This is a genomic window from Bordetella sputigena, from assembly GCF_965137885.1.
GTDB lineage: Bacteria > Pseudomonadota > Gammaproteobacteria > Burkholderiales > Burkholderiaceae_B > Bordetella_C > Bordetella_C sputigena.
Genome location: NZ_CBCSCA010000005.1, coordinates 195,093 through 215,952 on the forward strand (window position 1 = coordinate 195,093; position 20,860 = coordinate 215,952).

The 20,860-nt window shown below is 65.6% G+C and carries 16 protein-coding genes; 8 read left to right on the forward strand and 8 right to left on the reverse strand.

The window, feature by feature from the left end; translation table 11 throughout:
• From ACNA0R_RS11905 to ACNA0R_RS11915, 3 genes are all read left to right on the forward strand, one after another.
• On the forward strand, window positions 1–1,170 hold the full coding sequence (locus ACNA0R_RS11905) for a mandelate racemase/muconate lactonizing enzyme family protein (RefSeq protein ID WP_415826214.1): 1,170 nt from the start codon (window positions 1–3) through the stop codon (window positions 1,168–1,170).
• Window positions 1,167–2,294, forward strand: coding sequence for a mandelate racemase/muconate lactonizing enzyme family protein (locus ACNA0R_RS11910; RefSeq protein WP_415826215.1), 1,128 nt, complete (start codon window positions 1,167–1,169; stop codon window positions 2,292–2,294). Before ACNA0R_RS11905 ends, ACNA0R_RS11910 begins: the two co-directional genes overlap by 4 nt.
• A gap of 113 nt (window positions 2,295–2,407) precedes the next feature.
• Window positions 2,408–3,376, forward strand: a complete 969-nt coding sequence (locus ACNA0R_RS11915; protein WP_415826216.1) for an alpha/beta hydrolase — start codon at window positions 2,408–2,410, stop codon at window positions 3,374–3,376.
• Window positions 3,377–3,413: 37 nt separating this feature from the next.
• Here the strand turns inward: ACNA0R_RS11915 and ACNA0R_RS11920 are convergent, their stop codons facing one another.
• The 3 genes from ACNA0R_RS11920 to ACNA0R_RS11930 all read right to left on the reverse strand — a co-directional run bounded on the left by ACNA0R_RS11920 (window position 3,414) and on the right by ACNA0R_RS11930 (window position 6,804).
• Window positions 3,414–4,268 (reverse strand): IclR family transcriptional regulator, encoded by an 855-nt coding sequence (locus ACNA0R_RS11920; RefSeq protein WP_415826217.1) that lies wholly within the window; start codon window positions 4,266–4,268, stop codon window positions 3,414–3,416.
• Window positions 4,269–4,378: 110 nt separating this feature from the next.
• On the reverse strand, window positions 4,379–5,137 hold the full coding sequence (locus ACNA0R_RS11925) for an SDR family NAD(P)-dependent oxidoreductase (protein ID WP_415826218.1): 759 nt from the start codon (window positions 5,135–5,137) through the stop codon (window positions 4,379–4,381).
• Complete coding sequence (locus ACNA0R_RS11930; RefSeq protein WP_415826219.1) at window positions 5,134–6,804, reverse strand: flavin-containing monooxygenase; 1,671 nt, start codon at window positions 6,802–6,804, stop codon at window positions 5,134–5,136. The genes ACNA0R_RS11925 and ACNA0R_RS11930 overlap by 4 nt, the downstream gene beginning before the upstream one ends.
• A 428-nt stretch (window positions 6,805–7,232) precedes the next feature.
• On the opposite strand from ACNA0R_RS11930, the gene ACNA0R_RS11935 reads away from it, so the two are divergent.
• From ACNA0R_RS11935 to ACNA0R_RS11950, 4 genes are all read left to right on the forward strand, one after another.
• On the forward strand, window positions 7,233–8,213 hold the full coding sequence (locus ACNA0R_RS11935; RefSeq protein WP_415826220.1) for a Bug family tripartite tricarboxylate transporter substrate binding protein: 981 nt from the start codon (window positions 7,233–7,235) through the stop codon (window positions 8,211–8,213).
• A 76-nt stretch (window positions 8,214–8,289) separates the two neighbouring features.
• Complete coding sequence (locus ACNA0R_RS11940) at window positions 8,290–8,682, forward strand: hypothetical protein (RefSeq protein WP_415826221.1); 393 nt, start codon at window positions 8,290–8,292, stop codon at window positions 8,680–8,682.
• 609 nt (window positions 8,683–9,291) lie between these two features.
• Window positions 9,292–11,499: a phosphocholine-specific phospholipase C gene (locus tag ACNA0R_RS11945; RefSeq protein WP_415826222.1), complete on the forward strand. Its 2,208-nt coding sequence runs from the start codon at window positions 9,292–9,294 to the stop codon at window positions 11,497–11,499.
• A 90-nt stretch (window positions 11,500–11,589) separates the two neighbouring features.
• On the forward strand, window positions 11,590–12,375 hold the full coding sequence (locus ACNA0R_RS11950; RefSeq protein ID WP_415826223.1) for a DeoR/GlpR family DNA-binding transcription regulator: 786 nt from the start codon (window positions 11,590–11,592) through the stop codon (window positions 12,373–12,375).
• A 61-nt stretch (window positions 12,376–12,436) separates the two neighbouring features.
• Here the strand turns inward: ACNA0R_RS11950 and ACNA0R_RS11955 are convergent, their stop codons facing one another.
• The 3 genes from ACNA0R_RS11955 to ACNA0R_RS11965 are packed head-to-tail and all read right to left on the reverse strand — an operon-like array spanning window position 12,437 to window position 16,702.
• On the reverse strand, window positions 12,437–12,916 hold the full coding sequence (locus ACNA0R_RS11955; protein WP_415826224.1) for a VOC family protein: 480 nt from the start codon (window positions 12,914–12,916) through the stop codon (window positions 12,437–12,439).
• A gap of 49 nt (window positions 12,917–12,965) precedes the next feature.
• Window positions 12,966–15,254 carry a heavy metal translocating P-type ATPase gene (locus tag ACNA0R_RS11960; protein WP_415826225.1) on the reverse strand — a complete coding sequence of 763 codons (2,289 nt, stop codon included), beginning with the start codon at window positions 15,252–15,254 and terminating at the stop codon, window positions 12,966–12,968.
• A 5-nt stretch (window positions 15,255–15,259) separates the two neighbouring features.
• The gene (locus ACNA0R_RS11965) at window positions 15,260–16,702 is read right to left on the reverse strand and encodes a 3-deoxy-D-arabino-heptulosonate 7-phosphate synthase (RefSeq protein WP_415826226.1); all 1,443 of its coding nucleotides are present in this window, start codon (window positions 16,700–16,702) and stop codon (window positions 15,260–15,262) included.
• Window positions 16,703–16,805: 103 nt separating this feature from the next.
• Here ACNA0R_RS11965 and ACNA0R_RS11970 point away from each other — a divergent pair, with 103 nt between their 5' ends.
• Entirely contained in the window at window positions 16,806–18,449 is a 1,644-nt protein-coding gene (locus ACNA0R_RS11970) for a methyl-accepting chemotaxis protein (RefSeq protein ID WP_415826227.1), read from the forward strand.
• 27 nt (window positions 18,450–18,476) lie between these two features.
• On the opposite strand, the gene ACNA0R_RS11975 is transcribed toward ACNA0R_RS11970, so the two are convergent.
• Entirely contained in the window at window positions 18,477–19,619 is a 1,143-nt protein-coding gene (locus ACNA0R_RS11975; RefSeq protein ID WP_415826228.1) for an alpha/beta hydrolase family protein, read from the reverse strand.
• A gap of 12 nt (window positions 19,620–19,631) precedes the next feature.
• A complete protein-coding gene (locus tag ACNA0R_RS11980; protein ID WP_415826229.1) occupies window positions 19,632–20,825 on the reverse strand; it encodes an alpha/beta hydrolase family protein in 1,194 nt (397 codons plus the stop codon).
• Window positions 20,826–20,860: the final 35 nt, after the last annotated feature.

Here is a 20,860-nt window from a genome sequence, read left to right on the forward strand (position 1 = left end):
ATGGCATCGATCGAATCCGTATCGGCCTGCATCGCCAGGGTGCCCCTGGACAACCCGGTGCAGTTTTCCACGCGCACCGTCAGCGCCCGCGAGTACTGCCTGGTGCGCATCCGCGACAGCGATGGCGTGGAAGGCATCGGCTATTGCTACGCGGTAAACACATCCGGAAGGCTGCTGCAGGTGGCCGTGACCGATCTTCTGGGCCCGCTGCTGCTGGGCCAGGATAGCTGGCGCGTCGAAGGACTGTGGCGCGAGATGTACCAGGAGGCGCTGCTGCAGGGCCGTGCCGGCGCGGTGATACGCGCGCTGTCGGCGCTGGATGTGGCGCTCTGGGACCTGAATGCGCGCAGCGTCGGCCTGCCGCTGTACAAGCTGCTCGGCGCCACGGTCCTGGACAAGGTGCCGGCCTATGCGAGCGGCGGCTACTACTGGCCGGGCAAGACCGACGACGACCTGGCCGCGGAAATGCGCGCATTCGTCGACGAGGGGTACAAGGCGGTAAAGATCAAGGTCGGCAAGTTGTCCCCAGGCCAGGAAGGCGCGCGCGTAGGCAAAGTGCGCGCCGCCATCGGCGAAGATGTGCATCTGATGCTGGACGCCAACAACGCCTGGCCGGACCTGCCGACGGCGCTGCACTACATGGAACGCATCGAACCGCACCACCCCTACTGGATCGAAGAACCTTTTTCACCCGACGACATCGACAACCATGCGCGCCTGGCCCGCGCCACACGCGTACCGGTCGCGACGGGTGAAATCGAGGCCGGCCGCTGGCGGTTCAAGGACCTGCTGGAACGCGGCGCGACCACGATCCTGCAGACGGATGCGACGGTTTGCGGCGGCATTACCGAATGGCGCCGCATCGCGGCCACTGCCGCCAGCTATGGCGTTCCGGTGGCGCCGCATGCATGGCACGACATTCATGTGCATCTGGTGGCGTCCTGCCCCAATGCCAACTGGATGGAGTTCATGCCGGACGACCATATCGTGAATCTGCGGCGTCTGCTGGATCGGCAACTGGTAGCCAAGGATGGCTATCTGCTTTTGCCTACCGATCCGGGACTGTCTTTCCGCTTCGATGCGGATGCGGTCGCGCGGTATGGCGTGACCTATCCGGGCAATTCGACGCCGTGGGTCACTTTGAGCGCGAAAGGAGGGAAATCCATATGAAGATCACCGCCGTACAAACCATGACGCTGGAGGCGCCGCTCGAAAAGCCGTGGCGGATTTCGACATTCACGCTGGCGTCCTTGACCGCGACGGCCGTGCGCATCGTCACGGACGAAGGCATCCACGGCACCGGGGAATGTATCGCGCGGCTGGGCCCCGGCGTCGCCGCGGCGGTGGTCCGCGAAATCCTCGCGCCGGTGCTGATAGGCCGCGACCCGCGGCACGTCGAAGGCCTTTGGGAAGACATGTACCGGACGATGCGCGCGCGCGGCCATACGCGCGGCTTCCTGATGGAGGCCATCTCCGGCGTGGACATCGCGCTATGGGATCTGCTGGGCAAGGCCGCCGGCCGGCCGACCTGGCAACTGCTGGCCGGACACGGCCGCCGGCAGATCGACGTTTATGCCTCGTCCGTACTCCTGGATACCCCGGAGGTCATGGCGGAAGAATCGCGCGCCCTGGTCAAGCAGGGCTATCGCGCGATCAAGCTGAAGGTTGGCGAAGGCATACAGGCGGACATCCCGCGCATGGAAGCCGTGCGCGCGGCCGTCGGGCCCGGCGTGGAGATCATGCTGGATGCCAACGCCGGTTACGATCCGACCTCCGCCATCGTGGTGGGTCGTGCCGCGGAACGCCTGGGCATCTACTGGCTGGAGGAACCCGTCCTGGCGGACGATCTACCCGGCTATGCCCGCGTGCGCGGCGCCGTCAAGGACATCCGCATCGCGGCGGGCGAAGGCGAATTCACCAGCGCGGGATTCCGTCCGTTCTTCGAACAGGGACTCCTGGATATCGCCCAGCCTGACATCGCCCGCGCCGGCGGCTTCACCGGCTGCCGGCGCATCGCCGCATTGGCGGACGCGTACAACATCGCCGTATGCCCGCATACGGGCGCATCCGGGCCGATCTGCATCGCGGCTTCCATGCACCTGTCGGCGGCCATCCCGCGCTTCCGCTATTTCGAGGACATGTATATCCGCAATCCGCTGCACGACATGCTGGCGCGGCCGCTGCCGGCGCAGCGCGACAGCATGATTACGCTGTCCGATGAACCCGGGCTGGGACTGGCCCTGGACGAAGAAAAACTGCGCAGCTTCTCCCGCGACGGTGAACCGTTTTCGTGAGAAGACGATCGATGATCGCCCTGCCGTGCGAGACGGGCAATCCAGTATTGGCATCGGTATGGCCATCTTGTAGAGTGGCCTTCCCACTCATGCATCACGGCAGGTGACCATCCATGGCTTACGATCCGGGCATCCAGCAGTATGTCGATCGCACCCGCAAAGCCCTGGCGGAGATGGGTGACCTTGGCAGCCTGACATTGGCGCAGCGGCGGGCGCGCGCCGATCGCCAGGCCGCATTGATGAACGAACCCTACCCGGCCTCGTTGGCGGTCAACGATACGTATATCGTGCTGCCGGGCCGTGAGATCCTCGTACGGGTGTACCGGCCCCGCTCGGATGCGCCGTTACCGGCGATCGTCTATCTGCACGGCGGCAGCTTCGTGGCGGGCAGTCCTCAGGGACATGATTTCATCACCGCCAGCCTGGCCTTCAATACCGGCGCGCTGGTGCTCAGCGTGCATTACCGCCGTGCGCCGGAGAACCCCTATCCGGCGCCCACGGACGACGCCTGTGAGGCATTGACCTGGGCCGCGCGCGAGGCCGCGATGCTGGGCATCGACGCCGACCGTATCGCGATAGCCGGCGACAGCGCCGGCGGCAACCTGGCGGCGGCGTGCGCGCTGCTGGCGCGCGATCGCGGGGGACCACGGTTGCGCATGCAGGCCTTGATCTACCCGACGCTGGACGCGGATCTCGATACGCCCAGCTATCTGCACAACACTCAGGATGCCTTCTTGACGCGCGAGGCCATGGCCTACGCGTTGGAATCCTTTCTGCCGCCCACGGTGGGCGCGATGCGCGATGACGGCTATGCCTTGCCGATGCGCGCGGCGAGCCACGCGGGGCTGCCGCCGGCGTATCTGCTGCTGGCCGACCACGACCCCTTGCTGGACGATGGCCGGCGCTATGCCGACAAGCTGCGCGCGGCGGGGACGGACGTGGAGATGCGCATAGGCGTGGGCATGATCCACGGCTGCTTGCGGGCGCGCCGGCTGAGCGCCGCGGTGGACATGGAGTTTCATCGCATGTGCGAGGCCCTGCGCAAGGCCTTGGCGTTGCCGGAACCGGCGGAGCGCTGGTAAGCGCCGGCGCCTGGACCCGGGCGCGCGCCGGCGGGCTTCAGTCCAGGCGCAGGCGCGCCAGCTCCGGTGACATGCGATCCGCGAAGGCCAGCATGGCTTCCGCGACTTCGGCTATTTTCGGTTCGGTCATGACGTAGCTGAAATTGGCGGCGGTCAGGACCAGCGTCAACGGTCCCGCCTGCGAAAAGATCGGCACCGCGATCTGCGTCAGCCCTCGCCTTCTGTCTCCGGAATCCAGCGCGTACCCACGCGCCCGCGTCGTTTCCACACGCTGGACATACTCCTCGAAGGCAGGCTTGCGGAACCATTCCGTCTGGCCATACGCGGACTCGATCAATTCCGGCGCAGCCCCGGAAAACGCGGCCATCACCAGACCTGAGGCGCCGGAGAAACGGGGCGATCGCCGGCCCACGCTGAAATAACTGTCGACGCGGAACCCGCCGCCCACGAAATCCAGCAGCACCAGGTCGTAGCTTTTCTCGACCTTCGCCAGCGCGACGGTGACGCCTACGCGCTCGGCCAGCGCAAACATTTCCGGCCTGATGACATCGAGCAAGCCGCTGGTACGCAGCACGCCGTGGGCCAGCTCCAGGACCATGACACCTATGCTGTAGGTTTGCTCGCGTTCGTTATAGGCGACCAGCCCTTCCCGCTGGAAAGTGCGGAGGATGTTGAACGCCGTGCCGCGGTGCAGGCCGGTTTCGCGCGCAACCTCGCTGGCCCTTTGCGGGCGTTGCGCCCGATGCAGCGCGCGCAGCACCGCCAGTCCGGAAACGATCGCCCCTACCGGCTTGCCGACGACACGTTCGGCGCCGTCAGCGTGGCTGGCCTTGCCGGTATCATCGGGCCTGCTCGCTTGCGATTCAGCCTCGATCCCGTACTCGGTACTCACGATGAACTCATTCCTGTGACAGGGTCGTATGCAAGGGTTGATGGCCGCAACGCGGTCTGCTCGGGTCTTCCTGGGAATTGCGGCGCTCCACGCGGAATATAGCAGCTCATTCAAAGCGCCAATGGCATGCCGGCGGTGGATCCGCCGTCCACCGCGACGGTCGCGCCGGTGATGAATGACGCCTCATCCGAGCAAAGAAACGCGATGGTCCGCGCGATGTCCGCCTCCGTGCATAGGCGTCCGAGCGGCGTGGTTGCCGTCAGGTGGAATCCGCCTTGCGCGGCACCGGCGATGAATTTTTCGGTCATGGGCGTTTTCAGCATGCTGGGACAGATGCAATTCACGCGTATTTGCCTCTGGGCCAATTCCAATGCCAGCGTTCGCGCCAGGAATTGCAGCGCGACCTTGGACGCCGCGTAGGCGCCGTTACCGGCCTTGGGACGCAGGCCCGCCGATGACGATATCGCGACGATAGCGCCGCCGGTTTCCGGAAAGAAAGGCAAGGCGGCTTGCGCACAGCGCCAGAAACCCTTGGCGTTCACGTCGAAGGTCAGGTCGTAAGCGTCATCGGTCATATCGGCCAGCGAGGCGGGAAGCAGCACTCCGGCGGTGAATACCAGGGCATCGATGCCGCCGTGGCGGGCGGCGCCGTCACTGAACGCCTCTTGCAAGCCTGCGCGATCGCGCACATCGGCCGCGCGGGCAAACACGCGCTTTCCTGGCGGCGCCAGCGCCCTTTCGGCCCGCGCGAGCTTGTCCGCGTTGGCATCGATGATCGTCACGGCCGCGCCCCGTTCGAGAAAGTAGCGCGCCGTTTCCAAGCCGATACCGGACGCGCCCCCGACCACGAATACGCTTTCGGCCGTCATAGGCTGGCCTCCGCGTCCATTCTGCTTTTCCGCAGATCGAAGCCGCGATAGCCGTCCGCGACCACTTCTTCGCAAACCTTGATATAGGCGGGAAGGCCCGCGACGTAGGGCATGAAGACACGCGGCTTGCCGGGGATATTGGCGCCGACATACCAGGAGTTGGTCGCCTTCGGAAAGAGTGTGCCGTTGGCCACCTCATTCACGTGCCGCACCCACATGTCCTCGGCCTCCGATGTCGGCTCTATGGTGGCGATGTCGTGATCGTCGAGATAGGCCAGGCAGTCCGCGATCCATTCGACGTGCTGCTCGATCGCGGTGACCATGTTCGCCTTTACCGACGGACTGCCGGGGCCGGTAACGATGAACATATTGGGAAAGCCGTGCACCATGAGACCGAGATAGGTGGCCGGCCCGGCGCGCCATTTGTCGCCCAGGCGCTCGCCCGCCCGTCCAGTGATCGATATTTCGTTCAGCGCGCCCGTCATTGCGTCGAAGCCGGTCGCGAAAGCGATGATGTCCACTTCGTATTCGGCGTCGGTCGTCCGCAGCCCTTGCTCGGTGATTTCCTGGATGGGTGTGCGGCGGGCATCGACCAGCCTCACGTTATCCCGGTTGAAGCTCTCGTAGTAGTCCGTATCCACGCAAAGCCGCCGCGAGCCTATCGGGTGATCGCGGGGCGTGAGGATTTCGGCGGTGACCGGGTCTTTGACGACCGCGCGGATTTTTTCCCGAACGAATGAAGCCAGGCTTTCATTGGCCTCCTCGTTGCGCATCAGGTCGGTGAATGCCCCCATCATCCGTGCGCTGCCGCCCTTCGCCCACAGGCGTTCGTACAGGCGCAAGCGCTCTTCTCGGGGCATATCGAGCGCGGACATGGTGGGAATCGCGACACGCGACATTCCGGAGGATTGCTTGCGCGCCGCTTTACGCAGCGCGGGATAGTTGGCCTTCTGTTCGCGCTCTTCATCCTCCGGCATGGGGTGATTTTGCGCGGGCACGCTGAAATTCGCGGTTCGCTGGAAGACGGTTACCAGGCTGGCTTGCGCGGCGATCCTGGGCAGCATTTGCACGCCCGTCGCGCCGGTGCCTATCAACGCCACGCGTTTGCCGGTGAAATCGACGCCCTGTTCCGGCCAGCGGGCGGAATGGTGCCATTCGCCCTTGAACCGTTCGATGCCGGGAATATCCGGGACGCGCGGCGCCGACAGATTCCCGCTGGCCATGATGCAGAAGCGGGCCTCCACCGCCGGGCCGCTGTCGGTGGAAACATGCCACACCGACCGCGCTTCGTCGTAGCGCATCGAGGTGACCCGCGTTTCGAAGCGGATGTGTTGCCGCAGATCGAAACGGTCGGCCACGTGATTCAGATATGCCAGGATTTCCGGCTGCTCGGCGTAGCGGTGCGACCAGCTCCATTCCTGCTGCAGCTCGTTGGAAAAGGAATAGGAGTAGTCGAGGCTTTCCACGTCGCAGCGGGCGCCTGGGTAGCGATTCCAGAACCAGGTTCCGCCGACCCCGGTGGCCGCTTCTATGCAGCGCACCTGGAGGCCGAGCCTGCGCATGCGGTAGATGGCGTAAAGCCCGCCGAAACCGGCGCCGACGATCAGAACATCGACGCGCTCACGGGCGCCGGGCGCGGCACCTTGGCATGGGGTGTCCTTCGACATGTCTCCTCCTTGTGGAAGCTTGTAGAACGGGGAACGCCGGTCCGGGCCGAGGCCCGCGTACGACACGGGGCGGATGAACGGGATCGCGTTGGAACGTGCGTTTCGGCCCATGGTAGGACATGCGCTGCACGTTTGCAATAGCGTACTATCGTCTTCTATAGAAGACGTTCTGGGCGGCCTTGTGCCCGGAACTCAGTGCAACCCAATGGACTGGGGCAGCGGGAGCGCGGTGGCGGGTTCTTGGAGCCACCGCAAGCTCGGCCATATGTCCTAGCGCCCAGGGAGTGGCCTAATATCGTCTTCTATAGAAGACTATTATTTTCTTTGACAGTCAGTTGTTTTTTTGTATAGTCGTCTCTGCAGGGTCGCGCCAGCCGCAGACATAGCCAGGCACCGCGACCCTGAGGTCCCCTGAGGAGGAAGACAAAATGAAGCTGATTGTCCGTTGGTCCGTGGGCTTGTGGGCGGCGATGTCATTGCTTTTGCCCGTCGCGCATGCCAGTGAATTTCCCAACCGTCCCGTGACGCTGATAGTCGGCTACGCGCCCGGCGGCGGCACCGACACCGTTGCTCGTAGCGTCGCGGAGGTCCTGTCCCGCAAGTGGGGCCAGCAGGTGATAGTGAAAAATCGCCCTGGCGGCACAGGCGTCATCGGCATCCGCGACCTTAAAGGCGCCGCGCCGGACGGCTATACCCTTGGCATCTGGACCGACTCCGATATAGGCAACGCGGCCGTGCGGGACGATCTCGGTTACGACATGGTGCAAGACTTCGACCATATCGGCCAGATCGCCTCCGGCGGCACGGTCCTGATCGTGAATCCGTCCGTACCCATCAAAACATTCGCGGACTTCGTCGCGTACGCCAGGAAGAACCCCGGCAAACTCAATTTCGCGGTCGTCTCGGGCGGAGGCATGCATCTGGACAGCCTGCGCATACAGGACGCGGCGGGAGTGAAAACCACCATCATCGGCTACCCGGGGACGGGCCCGGCCATGACCGACCTGCTCGCGGGCCACGTGGACATGCTCGTGCTGCCTTTGGGCGTGGCCCTGCCCTATATCAAAAGCGGCGCCGCGCGCGCCGTCGCGGTCGGCTCCACCACGCGATGGGCCGGCCTGCCGGACGTCCAGACGCTTTCGGAAGCGGTCCCTGGATTGGAGAGCACGTTCTTCTACGGCCTGGTCGGTCCGAAAGGAATGCCCGATAGCCTGAAGACCACGCTGAACAACGCCCTGATGGACGCCCTGCGCGATCCCAAGCTGGGCGAGAAATTCCTGTCCATGGGCTTCATACCCACCGGCAACTCGCCCAGCGAGTTCAAGGCGGTCATCGCGAAAAAGCTGGAAGTCTCGCGTACGGCGGCGGAACAGACGGGGTTGAAGCAGAGCTTGCAGCAGGGGAAATAAGCGCGCCCCCTCCGGGTTGACGAGGTAATGCAGCGTATTACCATCAGAAGATCAGTCCGGAGACCTACCCAGCGCAATGTCGTCCAACAGATTCAACTCGCTCGCCTGGATCCTCGAGCCGCTGGAGCGGGACCCCACCTATATCCACAAGCGAATGTTCGGCTGCGACGCCGGATATATCGATGGACAACTTTGCGTGGTCGCCGCCGATCGCGGGCCACCCTGGGATGGCCTGCTGGTGTGCACTTCGCAGGAGCGGCATGCCGCTCTAATCGGCGAACTGCCGCGCCTGCGGCCACATCCTGTCCTTGGGAAGTGGCTGTATGTGCCCGAATCCGATCCGGGTTTTGAACGAACGGTCGAAGCTATTTTGAGTCTCGTCTTCGCCCGTGACACGCGGATAGGCGTCGCGCCCAAGCCGCGCCACGGTCGTCGATCAATGCTGCCGAAACACACGCCGGGTCGATGAACGCATGGTGCGCACGGCGACTGCTGGCGACCCACGACTGTTCCGGGTGGTAGACCAAATACCCGCCCATCTTTCCATTCGGCAGCGGCGCCGCCGCCGCGCTCCACATTCCCGCCATCTTCCTTAAACCTTCCTGTCACGGCCATGTCACCTCGATGGCCGATCATGCGGTTGCACTTTTTTGGAGTTGTGCGTTTTGTGCAAACGAAACGCACATCACCGTCGAGCACGGCCGTTCCGCGGCCGTTTCTGCAACTCGTCCCCCTCGCCGCATGAAACCGACCCCTATCCGACGCTCCCACGCCCGTCCTGCCGCGCGCTGGCCCATGCTGCTGGCCGCCGTCGCCCTCGCTTGTTCGCTGACCGCCTGCGGCGGCGACCACGATGATGATGATGCGCCCTCGAATCCGGACACGCCCACGCAGCCGGCCCCGCCGGAGCAGCAGCCGGGCACCCCGCCGCCGCCCGCGCCGGTGATGCACTGCGCGCCGTAGCCGGCCATCGTCGCGAACGCAGTCCCTCGCGCCTTCCCCTCCATCCCATAGCGACCCCGGCGGCACCGTGCCCGCCATGCAGGCCTTCGCGCCACAACCGATCCGCGAACCGACAATGATCAACAACGCCAAACGCAAGTTTCTGCGCAACAGCCTGGGCGCCACCGCGTCCCTGACCGCACTGAGCATGTTCCCGCCCAGCATCCGCCGCGCGCTGGCCATCCCCGCGAACAATCGCACGGGCACCATCAAGGATGTCGAGCACGTGGTCATCCTGATGCAGGAGAACCGCTCCTTCGACAACTACTTCGGCACGCTGGCAGGCGTGCGCGGCTTCGGCGATCGCTTCACGATCCCGGTGCCGAACGCCCTGAACGTGTGGCAGCAGCTGAACGCCAACGGCAAGCCCATCCTCCCGTATCACCTGGACCAGACGCAGGGCAATGCGCAACGCGTCAGCGGCACGCCGCACAGCTGGACGGACGCGCGCGATGCCTGGGACAAGGGCCGCATGTACCAGTGGGCGCGCTACAAACGGCAGCAGTCGATGGGCTACTTCACCGAACAGGAAGCCTCCTTCCAGTTCGCGCTGGCCAATGCCTTCACGCTGTGCGACGGCTACTTCTGCTCCCTGCACGGCGGCACCAATACCAACCGCCTGTTCTTTTGGACGGGTACCAATGGCGCCAACACGCCGGCCGGCCGCGTCGTGGTGAACAACGTCTGGGATGGACTGGACACGACCACCGACCTGACCACCACCGGCTTCGACTGGATGACGTATCCCGAGCGCCTGACGCAAGCCGGCGTGTCCTGGATGATTTACCAGAACATGCCGGACAACTTCACCGACAACCCGCTGATCGGCTTCAAGCAGTATCGCGACGCCAATCTGCGCTCGGGCAAGCCGGTTTATCACGACGTGCCGGTAAACCCGGCGTACGCCCCCAGCGACGACGTCAACAATCCGCTCTACAAGGGCATCGCCAATACGATGCCGGACGGTGGTTTCCTGGGGACGTTCAAGCAGGACATCCTGGACAACAAGCTGGCGCAGGTTTCCTGGATCATCGCGCCGGAAACATATTCCGAGCACCCCGGCCCGTCGAGCCCCGTGCAAGGCGCCTGGTACACCCAGGAAGTCCTGGACGCGCTGACCGCCAATCCGGACGTATGGTCCAAGACCGTGCTGCTGATCAACTTCGACGAGAACGACGGCTATTTCGACCATGTGCCGCCGCCTTGCGCGCCGTCGCTGGACATGACGTCGGGCACCACTTTCGGCAAGTCGACGCTTAGCGCCAGCGATATGTCGTACGAGTACTACACGCATGGCGTGGTGCCGAACACCTCGATGCCGGCGCCGGACGGCGATTGCTATGGTCCGGGACCGCGCGTTCCCATGTACGTGATCTCGCCGTGGAGCCGCGGCGGCTGGGTGAACTCGCAGCAGTTCGACCATACGTCCATACTGCGTTTCCTCGAAGCCCGCTTCGGGGTGGCGGAGACGCAGATCAGCCCGTATCGCCGCGCGGTGTTCGGCGACCTGACGTCGGCATTCAACTTCGCCACGCCGAACGACGCGGCACTGCCCTCGCTGGCCGGGCGCCGCAGCCGCAACGATGCGGATACGCTGCGCATCTCGCAGGATGCGCTGGGCCAGGTGGCGCTGCCCACGCAGCAGAACCTGCCACGCCAAGGCGCCGGCACGCGGCCATCGCGCGCCCTGCCCTACGAGCTGCACACCAGCGCGCGCGCCGATGCGTCGACGGGCGCTGTGAAACTGATCTTCTCCAATACGGGCTCGGCCGCGGCCGTGTTCCATGTCTACGACCGCCTGCACCTGGATCGCGTTCCGCGGCGCTATGTGGTCGAGGCGGGCAAGCAGCTCGATGACAGCTGGGACGCCAAGTCGGCGGACGATGGCCGATATGACCTGTGGGTGCTCGGACCGAACGGCTACCACCGGAGCTTCACCGGCGACCTTTCGGTGCAGGCCGCCAACGGCGCCGCCGTGCCCGAAGTCCGCGTCTGCTACGACGTGACGAATGGCAACGTCTATCTGACCGGCATGAATACCGGCGGCAAGGATGCGCATCTGACGGTGCGGGCGAAGGCCTATCGCAATGACGGTCCATGGAACCTGACGGTGGCCGCCGGCGCCAGCCAGGACGTGCACTGGGATCTGAAAGATAGCGCCCAGTGGTACGATTTCGTCGTCACCTGCGCCGAGCAGCCCGGCTGGTCGCGGCGCTTCGCGGGCCGCGTCGAAACGGGCAAGGACGGCGTGAGCGATCCGGCGATGGGCATGGAAGATCTTTGATGCTTTGCTGGTAAAGACGCCGCGCCATGGCAGTCCGTGGCGCGGCGTCTGTCGTCCGCCCCGTTCGCAACCCACCACGACCAGACCGATATGCTGCAGGAAGAACGCATCGCCCGCATCCAGGCTTTGCTCGGCGCGTTCACGCGCGTCAGCACCGAACGACTCGCGCGCGAACTCTCGGTGTCGCGCGAGACGGTGCGGCGCGACGTCCTCGAACTGGAAGCACAGGGCGCGCTGCGTCGGGTACATGGCGGCGTGGTCACGACGGCCGCCCACGCCGAGCCGCCTTACGCGCAACGGCAGCACCTGCGCGCCCGCGAAAAGCGCGCCATTGCCCGCGCCGTGCTACCGATGCTGGCGCCTGGACAAGTGATCCTGCTGGATGCCGGAACCACGACCGGCTACCTTGCCGAAGCGCTGCGCGGGCTATCCGGATTGACCGTGATTACGAATTCCCTGGGCGTCGCCATGACGCTGGCGCGCCGCGACGAAGCCGGCGAAGCCTCGCGCCATGAAGTCATACTGCTGGGCGGTACGCCGCACGGCGACGTGCCGGCGACCTATGGCAGCAGCACCATCAATGAGATCGGCCGCTACCATGCCGACCTGGCCTTGCTTTCGCCGGTGGGCCTCAGCGCGAAACATGGCGCCACCAGCTACGCCCACCACGAGGCGGAGGTCGCGCAGGCGATGGCCATGCAAGCCAGCCAGCGGGTGCTGCTGGCCGATTACAGCAAGATCGGATTGGTCAGCCGCGTGCGCTATGCCAAATCCCAGGATGTCAGCCGGATTGTCACCAATGCGCACGACGACGCTGGCGTCCAGGAGGAACTGCGCCGTTGGCGCCGCGTCGGTGTAGAGGTGGTATTAGCCTGACCCCGACGCCGATCCACAAGCGGTATACGGCGGCTCACCGCACGGGCCGCCCGTCGCGAACTCAACCGCGTCTGGCCGCCTCGATCGCCGCGATGTCGATCCTGGTCATGCCCATCATGGCTTCGAAGGCGCGCTTGGCCGCGGCCTGGTCGGGATCGGTGATCGCGGCGATCAGGGCGCGTGGCGTGATTTGCCACGACAAGCCCCACTTGTCCTTGCACCAGCCGCAGGCGCTTTCCTGGCCGCCGTTGCCGACGATGGCGTTCCAAAGCCGATCGGTTTCTTCCTGATCGTCGGTCGCGATCTGGAAGGAGAAGGCCTCGCTGTGCTTGAATGCCGGGCCGCCGTTCAGGCCCAGGCAGGGAATGCCGGCGACGATGAACTCGACGGTAAGCACATTGCCCTGTTTGCCGGAAGGATAATCGCCGGGGGCGTGATGAACCGCGACGACGCGGCTATCCGGGAACGTCCGGGCGTAGAAGTTCGCGGCATCCAGGGCCGTCCCGTCGTACCACAGGCAGATCGTGTTTTTGCTGGCCATTCCTGTTCTCCTCCATGGACGCGGGTCACGCGGGCGATAGCCGCGGCCTTCACGCCGTCTCCGTCAAAGTATGAAAAAGCTCGTTTTCCTGCACGCAATGCAGGCGCACAATCGCATCGAGCCCGTAAAGCAGCCGCTGGAAATCGCGCAGTCGTTCCGGATCCGGGCCTTCCGGGGGAATATCGGCGATCATCTTCTCCAGCATCGCGGTCACACGGAAAATTTCCCTGTGGGTTGTGCTCATCGTGGCAAGCGGATCATCTCCACCGATCAAACCGCTCAGGCGAGGATAGATTTCCGTATCGTCGCGACGTTCGTGGGGCAGCAGATCCCGCGCAAGGGATGCATGCACCTTTTCCAACGCGCCGGCGATCGCGCTCCTGGGCAGCGTGGGCAGCGTGTCGGCCAGTCCGCGAATCTGCGCCATCAAGGGTTCGAGCGCGGCGTGGCTGGCAAACAGGCCGGCCGCGTCCGCGGGCGACAGCCTTGGACGCGCCGGCGGGGCAATGACAAGAACCCGCAGCGCGTTGAGAATGACGATCACGTCGATCGCTTCCTGCAATATGGCTCCCCACATCGGCGGCAGATAACCGGCGGCTGCCACACCCATCGCCACGACGGACAAGCCCATACCGGCCGATACGCTCTGCAGCGCAATACGACGGGACCGGCGCGCGACCCGCATGGCATCGACGATGCGATCCAGCCGATCGACCAACAGCACGATGTCCGCGGCCTCGGACGAGGCCGCGGCGCCCCGGCTGCCCATGGCGACGCCGACATCGGCCGCGGCGAGCGCCGGCGCGTCGTTCACGCCATCGCCCACCATCACCACAATGCCTTCTTTCCGGGCCGCCGAGATGGCCGCCAGTTTGTCTGCCGGCGTCTGCTCCGCCCGCACGTCCGTCACCCCCAGGATCGTGCCCAGCGTCTGCGCGACGTCGCTCCTGTCGCCGGTCAGCATCACCAGTTTCCGTATGCCTTCCTGACGCATCATGCGGAGGGTGCGGGGCGTCTCCAGCCGGATCTCGTCCGCCAGCTGGATCGCGCCGATCATGACACCGTCGGCGGCCACGAAGACGGCCGCGGCGCCTTCGTAGGCGATGCGCCGCAGAAATTCCGTACTCCACGGCGCCGGTGCGGCGGCGCGGCTGACATAGTCGAAGGACCCTATGGTCACGAGCCGTCCGTCCACATCGCCGGCGACGCCTGCGCCCGCGCGCTCGCGGACATGCGACGGCCGAGCCAGCTGCACACCTCGCTCGCGGGCGGCCACCGTGACCGCCGCGGAGGCGACATGTCCCGACGCCTGGCTCAACGACGCCGCCAGACGCAGTACGGTTTCCGTCGAGACCCCGGGCGCGGACTCGATCGCGACCAGGCGCGCGCTTCCCCCGGTCAAAGTGCCGGTTTTGTCGAAGAACAGGATGGTGGCGGCGCCAAGGCGTTCCAGCGCACCGCCTCCCTTGACCAGCACGCCGCGCTTGGCGCAACGAGAGATGCCGGAAACGATGGCCACGGGGACAGCCAGGATCAGCGGACAGGGCGTGGCGACCACCAGCACGCCGAGCGCCCGCATCGGATCGCCCGTGAGCAGCCAGCTGCCCACGGAGACCAGCAGCGAGACAAAGACAAAGGCCAGCGCATAGCGATCCGCCAGACGCACCGAAGGGCTGCGCTGGCGCTGGGCCTCCCGCACCATGCGGACGATCCCGGCAAAAGTGCTGTCGCCCGCCGCCGCCGCGGCCATCATCTCGAAGGGGGCGCCCGCATTCACCGCGCCGCTGCGCACGAACTCTCCGGGCGAGCGGACAAGGATCCGAGACTCTCCCGACAGCGAGGACTCATCCAATTGGGCCTGTTCGGCGAGCGAACCGTCCACCGGCACGACGTCGCCCGCCCTGACCAGGAGGCGGTCCCCGCTCACGATGGAGTCGGGCTCCACCTGGCGCCATTCTCCCGCTTCGAAGCGGGTGGCCGCGCGAGGCGCATGGCGCAATAGCGCCGTCATTTCGCGTTCGGCCCGGTGCTGGGCGTAGCGCTCCAATGCGCGCCCACCCGCCACCATCAGCGCGATGATGGCGGCGGTGGGCAACTCTCCCAGCGCCACGGCAAGCGCGATCGCAAGCCATGCAAGCACATCGACACCCGGCTGCCGGCTCATCAAGGCCTTGACGATCGATACCGACAGCGCCAGCATCACCGGCGCCACGCCGGCCATCCAGAATGCTTGAGCGGCCTGAGGATATCCCAGGACCCGGCAGAGCGCTCCCGCGGCGAGGCCGGAGGCGGCAAGGACCAGCAACCAGGTATCGATAGCGCGCATGAATTGCGGCATGGTGGCTACACCAATGAGGCGACCGTGGCCGTCACGTCGTCGACATGGACCAATAATTCGCGGACCTGGCGCAGCATGGCATATTGATGAAGCACCGCGGTCCATCGTGCGGAACCCGTAAGATCCCGCCAGACGGGTTCAAGCATTTCGGGATCGGTTTGCCGACCGCGCGCCCACCGGTCGGCGAAGGCCAGGCTCGCGGGCGCCGACAGGAGCTGCATCCTGCTCGCCGCGCTCAGGAAGCGGGGATGTATTTCCATCGGTGCATCGCAGCAATAGAGAACGGACGCGCGCAGGGCCGCTTCATGGGTTTGCATCCCGCGCAGGGATGCGCCGAAAACCGCTACGATACCCTCGCGCGCCAGGAAGGGATAGACAACATTCTCCTCCGCGCCCGCAAGCAGCCGCAAACCTCGCACCAGCCGTGGCAAGTCGGTGGTCGCGGCATCCAGGGAGGCCTTGGCTTCGACCCATAGGCGGACGTCCCAGACGGCGTGCGATGGCTCGCCGGCCTGCGCTTCGGCTACCTTGGCGCCTGCATCGGGCCGCCCTCGCGCCCCGCTCTGCCTTAGCAGGACGACGTCCCACTCGGTCTTCGCGCGCTCCGCGCCGGCCGACAGGAATGCCGGCACGCGCATCGAGGTCGCGACCCGGTATCGCGTCCCGCCATCCTGGCCCGTTTCCTCCCGGTCCAGCCGCCGCGCCAGCGCTCCAAGCGCCTGCGCGGCTCGCGCTTCCACGGCCGCGCCGCGCCGCTGCGAGGCCGATCCGTGCGCGGCGGCCGCGGCACTGCCGGATCGCGGGCCCCGCATGTCCCATAGCGCCCGGTATCGGCGAACGTCATCATCCCGCGCCAAAGCCTCCAGCCGATCCAGACGTATCAGGGCCGGACTTCCCGCCAACCGGGTCAATACATGTCCGATGGAGACATCGCCGGCGATGTCGGATGTGTTCACGAGGCGCCGCACGGCCTGATGCAGATCGCGCCAGGACGAAGCAGCCGCCAATGCGTGCAATTCCGCCAAAGCATCCGTTAACGGTCCGCGCGGCCGCCGTGCCTGCTTTGCCGGATGCGCGACGCCGTTCACCAGGGCAAGCACCTCGCGGCGATCGCGGTCCGCATGAGCGGACAGCGAAGCGTACTCACGCACGCGCGGTGTCCGATGGCGCAGCACCATGGCCTGGAAGACCGGGTCTCCCGCATCCTCGCGCATCGCGTCGCGGATAAGCCGGGCCAGAGCGTCAATGAATGCCGCTTTCAGCATGGCTGCGGCCGTCGCGGCCCGCGCGGGCCCCGCCGCCGGCGCCGTGCGTATGCGCTCCACGATCATCGCGAGCTCGGTGCCGGAATCCAACGTGCCGGGCCCCGGCAGCTCGGCGGGTAGCGGCGGCAGCCGATAGCGACGCGGAACCTCGCGCAAAATCTGATCCAGAAGGTTCCTTGACATAGATCAACTCAATATCGTCCGGACGCGAATAGAATCGGCAGCCAATTCTATAACCAAGCCAGCCGGGTGCTCTCGCGCCACGTCTGCGCCATCGACGGACAACATGCGCCTGAACCTGCCGGTCACCAAGAACGAGTTCCCGTTTCCCACGGGGCACACCCTGGTTTCGAAGACGGACACCAAGGGAAGAATCGTCTACTGCAACGCCATGTTCGCCGAGGTCAGCGGATATACCAAGGAAGAGTTGCTGGGCCAGCCTCACAACATCATCCGCCATCCCGACATGCCCGAAGAGGCTTTCCGCGATATGTGGGCGACGATCGCGTCGGGACGGCCATGGTCGGCCGCCGTGAAGAATCGCCGCAAGAACGGCGATTACTACTGGGTGATGGCCAACGCCACGCCCTTGATGGAGAACGACGCGCCCATCGGCTATATGTCGGTGCGCACGGAGGCCACCGCGGAACAGATCGCGGACGCCGAAAATCTCTATGAAGCGATGCGACAGGAGGCACAGGCTGGACGCCGGCTTCATTCCCTGTCCAATGGCCGCCTTGTCATGCGCACCTTGACAGGCCGATTACGGGAAATGGCCCGCCTGGGCCTCGCCGGAAAAATGATGGCGGCGATCGTGACGCTACTCGCGGCATTCATGGCTATCGAACGCTACCTGCCGTCGGGCTCGGCCGCCGCGCTTGCCGCCGCATGGCTGTTGCGGCTGGCCTTGCTGGCGATGATGTGGCGATTCCTGCGAACCGGCCTGGTCGCTCCGGTGAAAGGCGTGGTGCTCGCGGCGAACCGGCTGGCGGCGGGCGACCTTACGGTGTCGGCCACCCAAACGCGCGACGACGAAATCGGCGAGCTGCAGGCCGCACTGGCGCAGTTGCGCATCAATGTCGGCTCCATCGTCCGGGACGCCCGCGACCAGAGCCGGGACATCGTGGCCAGCGCGGTCGAACTGACGCGCGGCAATATGCATTTATCGGAGCGTACGGAGGCACAGGCCAGCAATGTGCAGCAGACCGCCGCATCGATGGAAGAGATCACTACCACCGTCAGCCTTGCTGCCGCGGCGTCGAACGACGTCAGCCGGCTATCGGCCGGCACGCGGCTGATCGCCCAGCAAGGCACGGAGGCCGTCGACCAGGTCAGCGCGACCATGCGGTCGATCGCGGAGTCCTCGGACCGCATCAACGAGATCACGCGCATCATCGACGGCATTGCGTTCCAGACCAATATCCTGGCATTGAACGCGTCCGTGGAAGCGGCGCGGGCCGGCGAACAAGGCCGCGGCTTTGCCGTGGTCGCCGGAGAAGTCCGCGCGCTGGCGCAGCGCAGCGGCCATGCGGCGAAGGAGATCAGGCATCTGATCGAGGACTCCACGCTGAAGGTCCTGGAAGGCAACGAGCGAACGGCGGCCGCGCGCAAGACCATGAGCGAAGTGCTGACCGGGGTCGAAGAGGTGAACAAGCTGGTCGAGGGCATCAGCGGCGCCGCCAATGAGCAGTTGGCCGGCATATCGCAAGCCAATGCCGCGATCGGCGAGCTGGACGGCATCACGCGGCAGAACGCCGCCCTGGTCGACCAGGTCGCCGCGGCCGCCAAGTCGCTGGAAGGACTGGCGCGCGATACCGACGAAACGATGCGACTATTCCGCACGGAAGGCGGCACCGCGCAACGCGCCGATCCGATGGACAAAAGCCGGGAGGCGGCCAGGCATACCGGACTGTCCCTATCCCAGGCATAGCGGACACGGCCGGATCACGCGCACGGTCTACAGATTATCCGCCAGCCAATCCGCGACGATATTCGCGCCGACCTGGCGGTTGTCCTCCTGGCAGTGTTCGCTGCCGCCTTCGTAAGCGGTCAACACGCGCAAGGTTTTGTTCTTTGCGCCGACGGCGTCGTACAGGCGTTGGGCAAATTCCACCGGCACGATGGTGTCGTTCTCGCCGTGCAGGCAGAAGAATGGGCACACCAGGTCCGGCGCGACGTCCTTCAAGCGATAGTCTTCCAGCTTTTTCATGCAGGCATCCATGTCCGGCTTGCCCAACACCCAGGGCAGTTGGAAGCCGGGCGCGGACAGCTTGGTGCCGCCCGCTTCCATGATGCGGCGGCGCCGCGTCCAGGACTCGTGGTAATCGAAGTGGCCGCCCCAGGCCACGCAGGCCGCGAAGCGGTGATCCCTGGCGGCCGCGCGCGGGGCGTAGTAGCCGCCCATGGAGAAGCCCATCACCGCGACCCGCCGGGGATCGACCTCGGGACGCGCGGCGGCCCAGTCGTAGGCCGCGCCGGCGGGAACTTCATAGTCGTAGCGGCTGGGGATGCCCCGCAGCCGCAAGGCTTCGCCCTGCCCCGGCCCATCGATGGCCAGCACGTGGATGCCGCGCTTGGCGATCTCGATGCCGCCGAATAGCACGCTCATTTCCTTGGCGTTGTCCAGGCCGTCGAACATCACCACCGTCGGCGCCGGGCCGTCGGCGTCGGCGCGCAGCCACCAGGCGGGCAGCGTGGTGTCTCCATAGGGGACCTCGGCGCGCGTGATTTGCGGGAAACGCCGCTCCAGGCCCTTGGCGAAACAACGCAGGCAGTCGCGATAGGTCTGCCATTTGCGCTCCGACGGGGCGATGAAGCGCTCGCCGCAGAAATAGTAGATGGCCGCGCGCAGGTAGTAGGCGCCTGACGTCAGCCTGTGGCCCTTGGCTTCCTCCTGATCGCCGAAGCCTTCGATCCGGCGAGCCATGTCCACCCATTCCTTCCACCACAGCTCGTTATCGCCTTCGTGGCCTTTCAGCTTCTGGCCGATCTGGTCGATCTCGCTGATCGAGGCCGCGCCCCAGCCGGCCATCTCGATGCCGAACATCATGCCCTGCGACCACATGTGGTTGCTGGGGAAGTACTCGAACCAGTGACTCATGGCTTTCTCCGGCTACCCAGGGAAGAACGACAGCGTGTTCTGGTCGATGCCGAACACGTCCGCCAGCCAGTCGAGCATGAGTTCCTGCCCCAGCGTGGGATTGTCGTGCTGGCAGTGCTCGGCGCCGGTTTCCTCGGCGCTGGTCAGCTTCAACGTGGCCTCGACGCCGTGCGCGGTGGCGTAGTCGTGGACCTTTTTGACCGTTTCCACGCCCAGCACATCATGGCCGCCGTGGATGATCAGATAAGGGCATTTCATGTTTTCCAGCACACCCTCCAGGGTGAAGGGCCGCGCGATTTCGGTGGCCTGCGCCATGCTGCGGGCGCCGAACACCCATTTGATATGGCCGGCCAGGCCGTGGTTATCGTCGCGCGCCTTCCAGCGTTCGTGGATGTCCCAGATGGCGCCGTGCGATATGCAGGCCGCCAGGCGGGAATCCATGGACGCGGCGCGCGCCGAGTAGTAGCCGCCCAGGCTGGAACCGCTGACGGCGATGCGGCTGGTATCGACGTCCGGCCGTGCGGACAGCCAATCGATGCAGCGGCCGATCGGGACTTCATAGTCGTGCCGGGTGACCAGGCCATGCCGGCGCAGCGCGCCGCCCTGTCCCGGACCATCCACCATCAGCACCGACATGCCGCGCTGCACCGCGCCACGGCCGGTCATGAACCACAGCTCATCCTTGTAGGAGTCCAGACCACCCACGGAGATCAGCACCGGCTGGCGAGGACCGCCATTGGCGGAACGCACGAAATACGCCGGCAGCGTCTTGCCGTTTTCGTAAGGGATCTCGACGATCTCCGCCGGCGGATCCATGCGTGTGAAGGCATTGGCCGAGGCCCGCTCGGCTTGCGTGAACGCGTCCAGGCGACGCGGGTCATCCGGCTTGAGCCAGAACTCCGCCTCGCGATAGTAGTTCGCGGCGCGCAGCCAGCAGTTCATCGCCGTGCGGACGTGGCCGGCCGCCAGGGCCTCGTCCCCGCGCCGGGCATTGCGGTCGGCGATGTGGCGCCATGCGGTGTACCAGGTTTCGAAATCGCCGGCGGTGATGTGGCTGGCGGCCTGGAAAACTTCGCTGACGGCGCCGCCGCCCTCCTGCGTCTCGCCCAGCCCGCGCCGGAACTGGTAGGACATCCAGAAGTCGTCCGGCCAATGGTGCCAGCCGAACGGTTCGTATTTGGGGGAAGGACCTTGCTGTGCGGTCATGCTGCGCATCTCCTCGGTGCCGCGGTTTCAGCGGT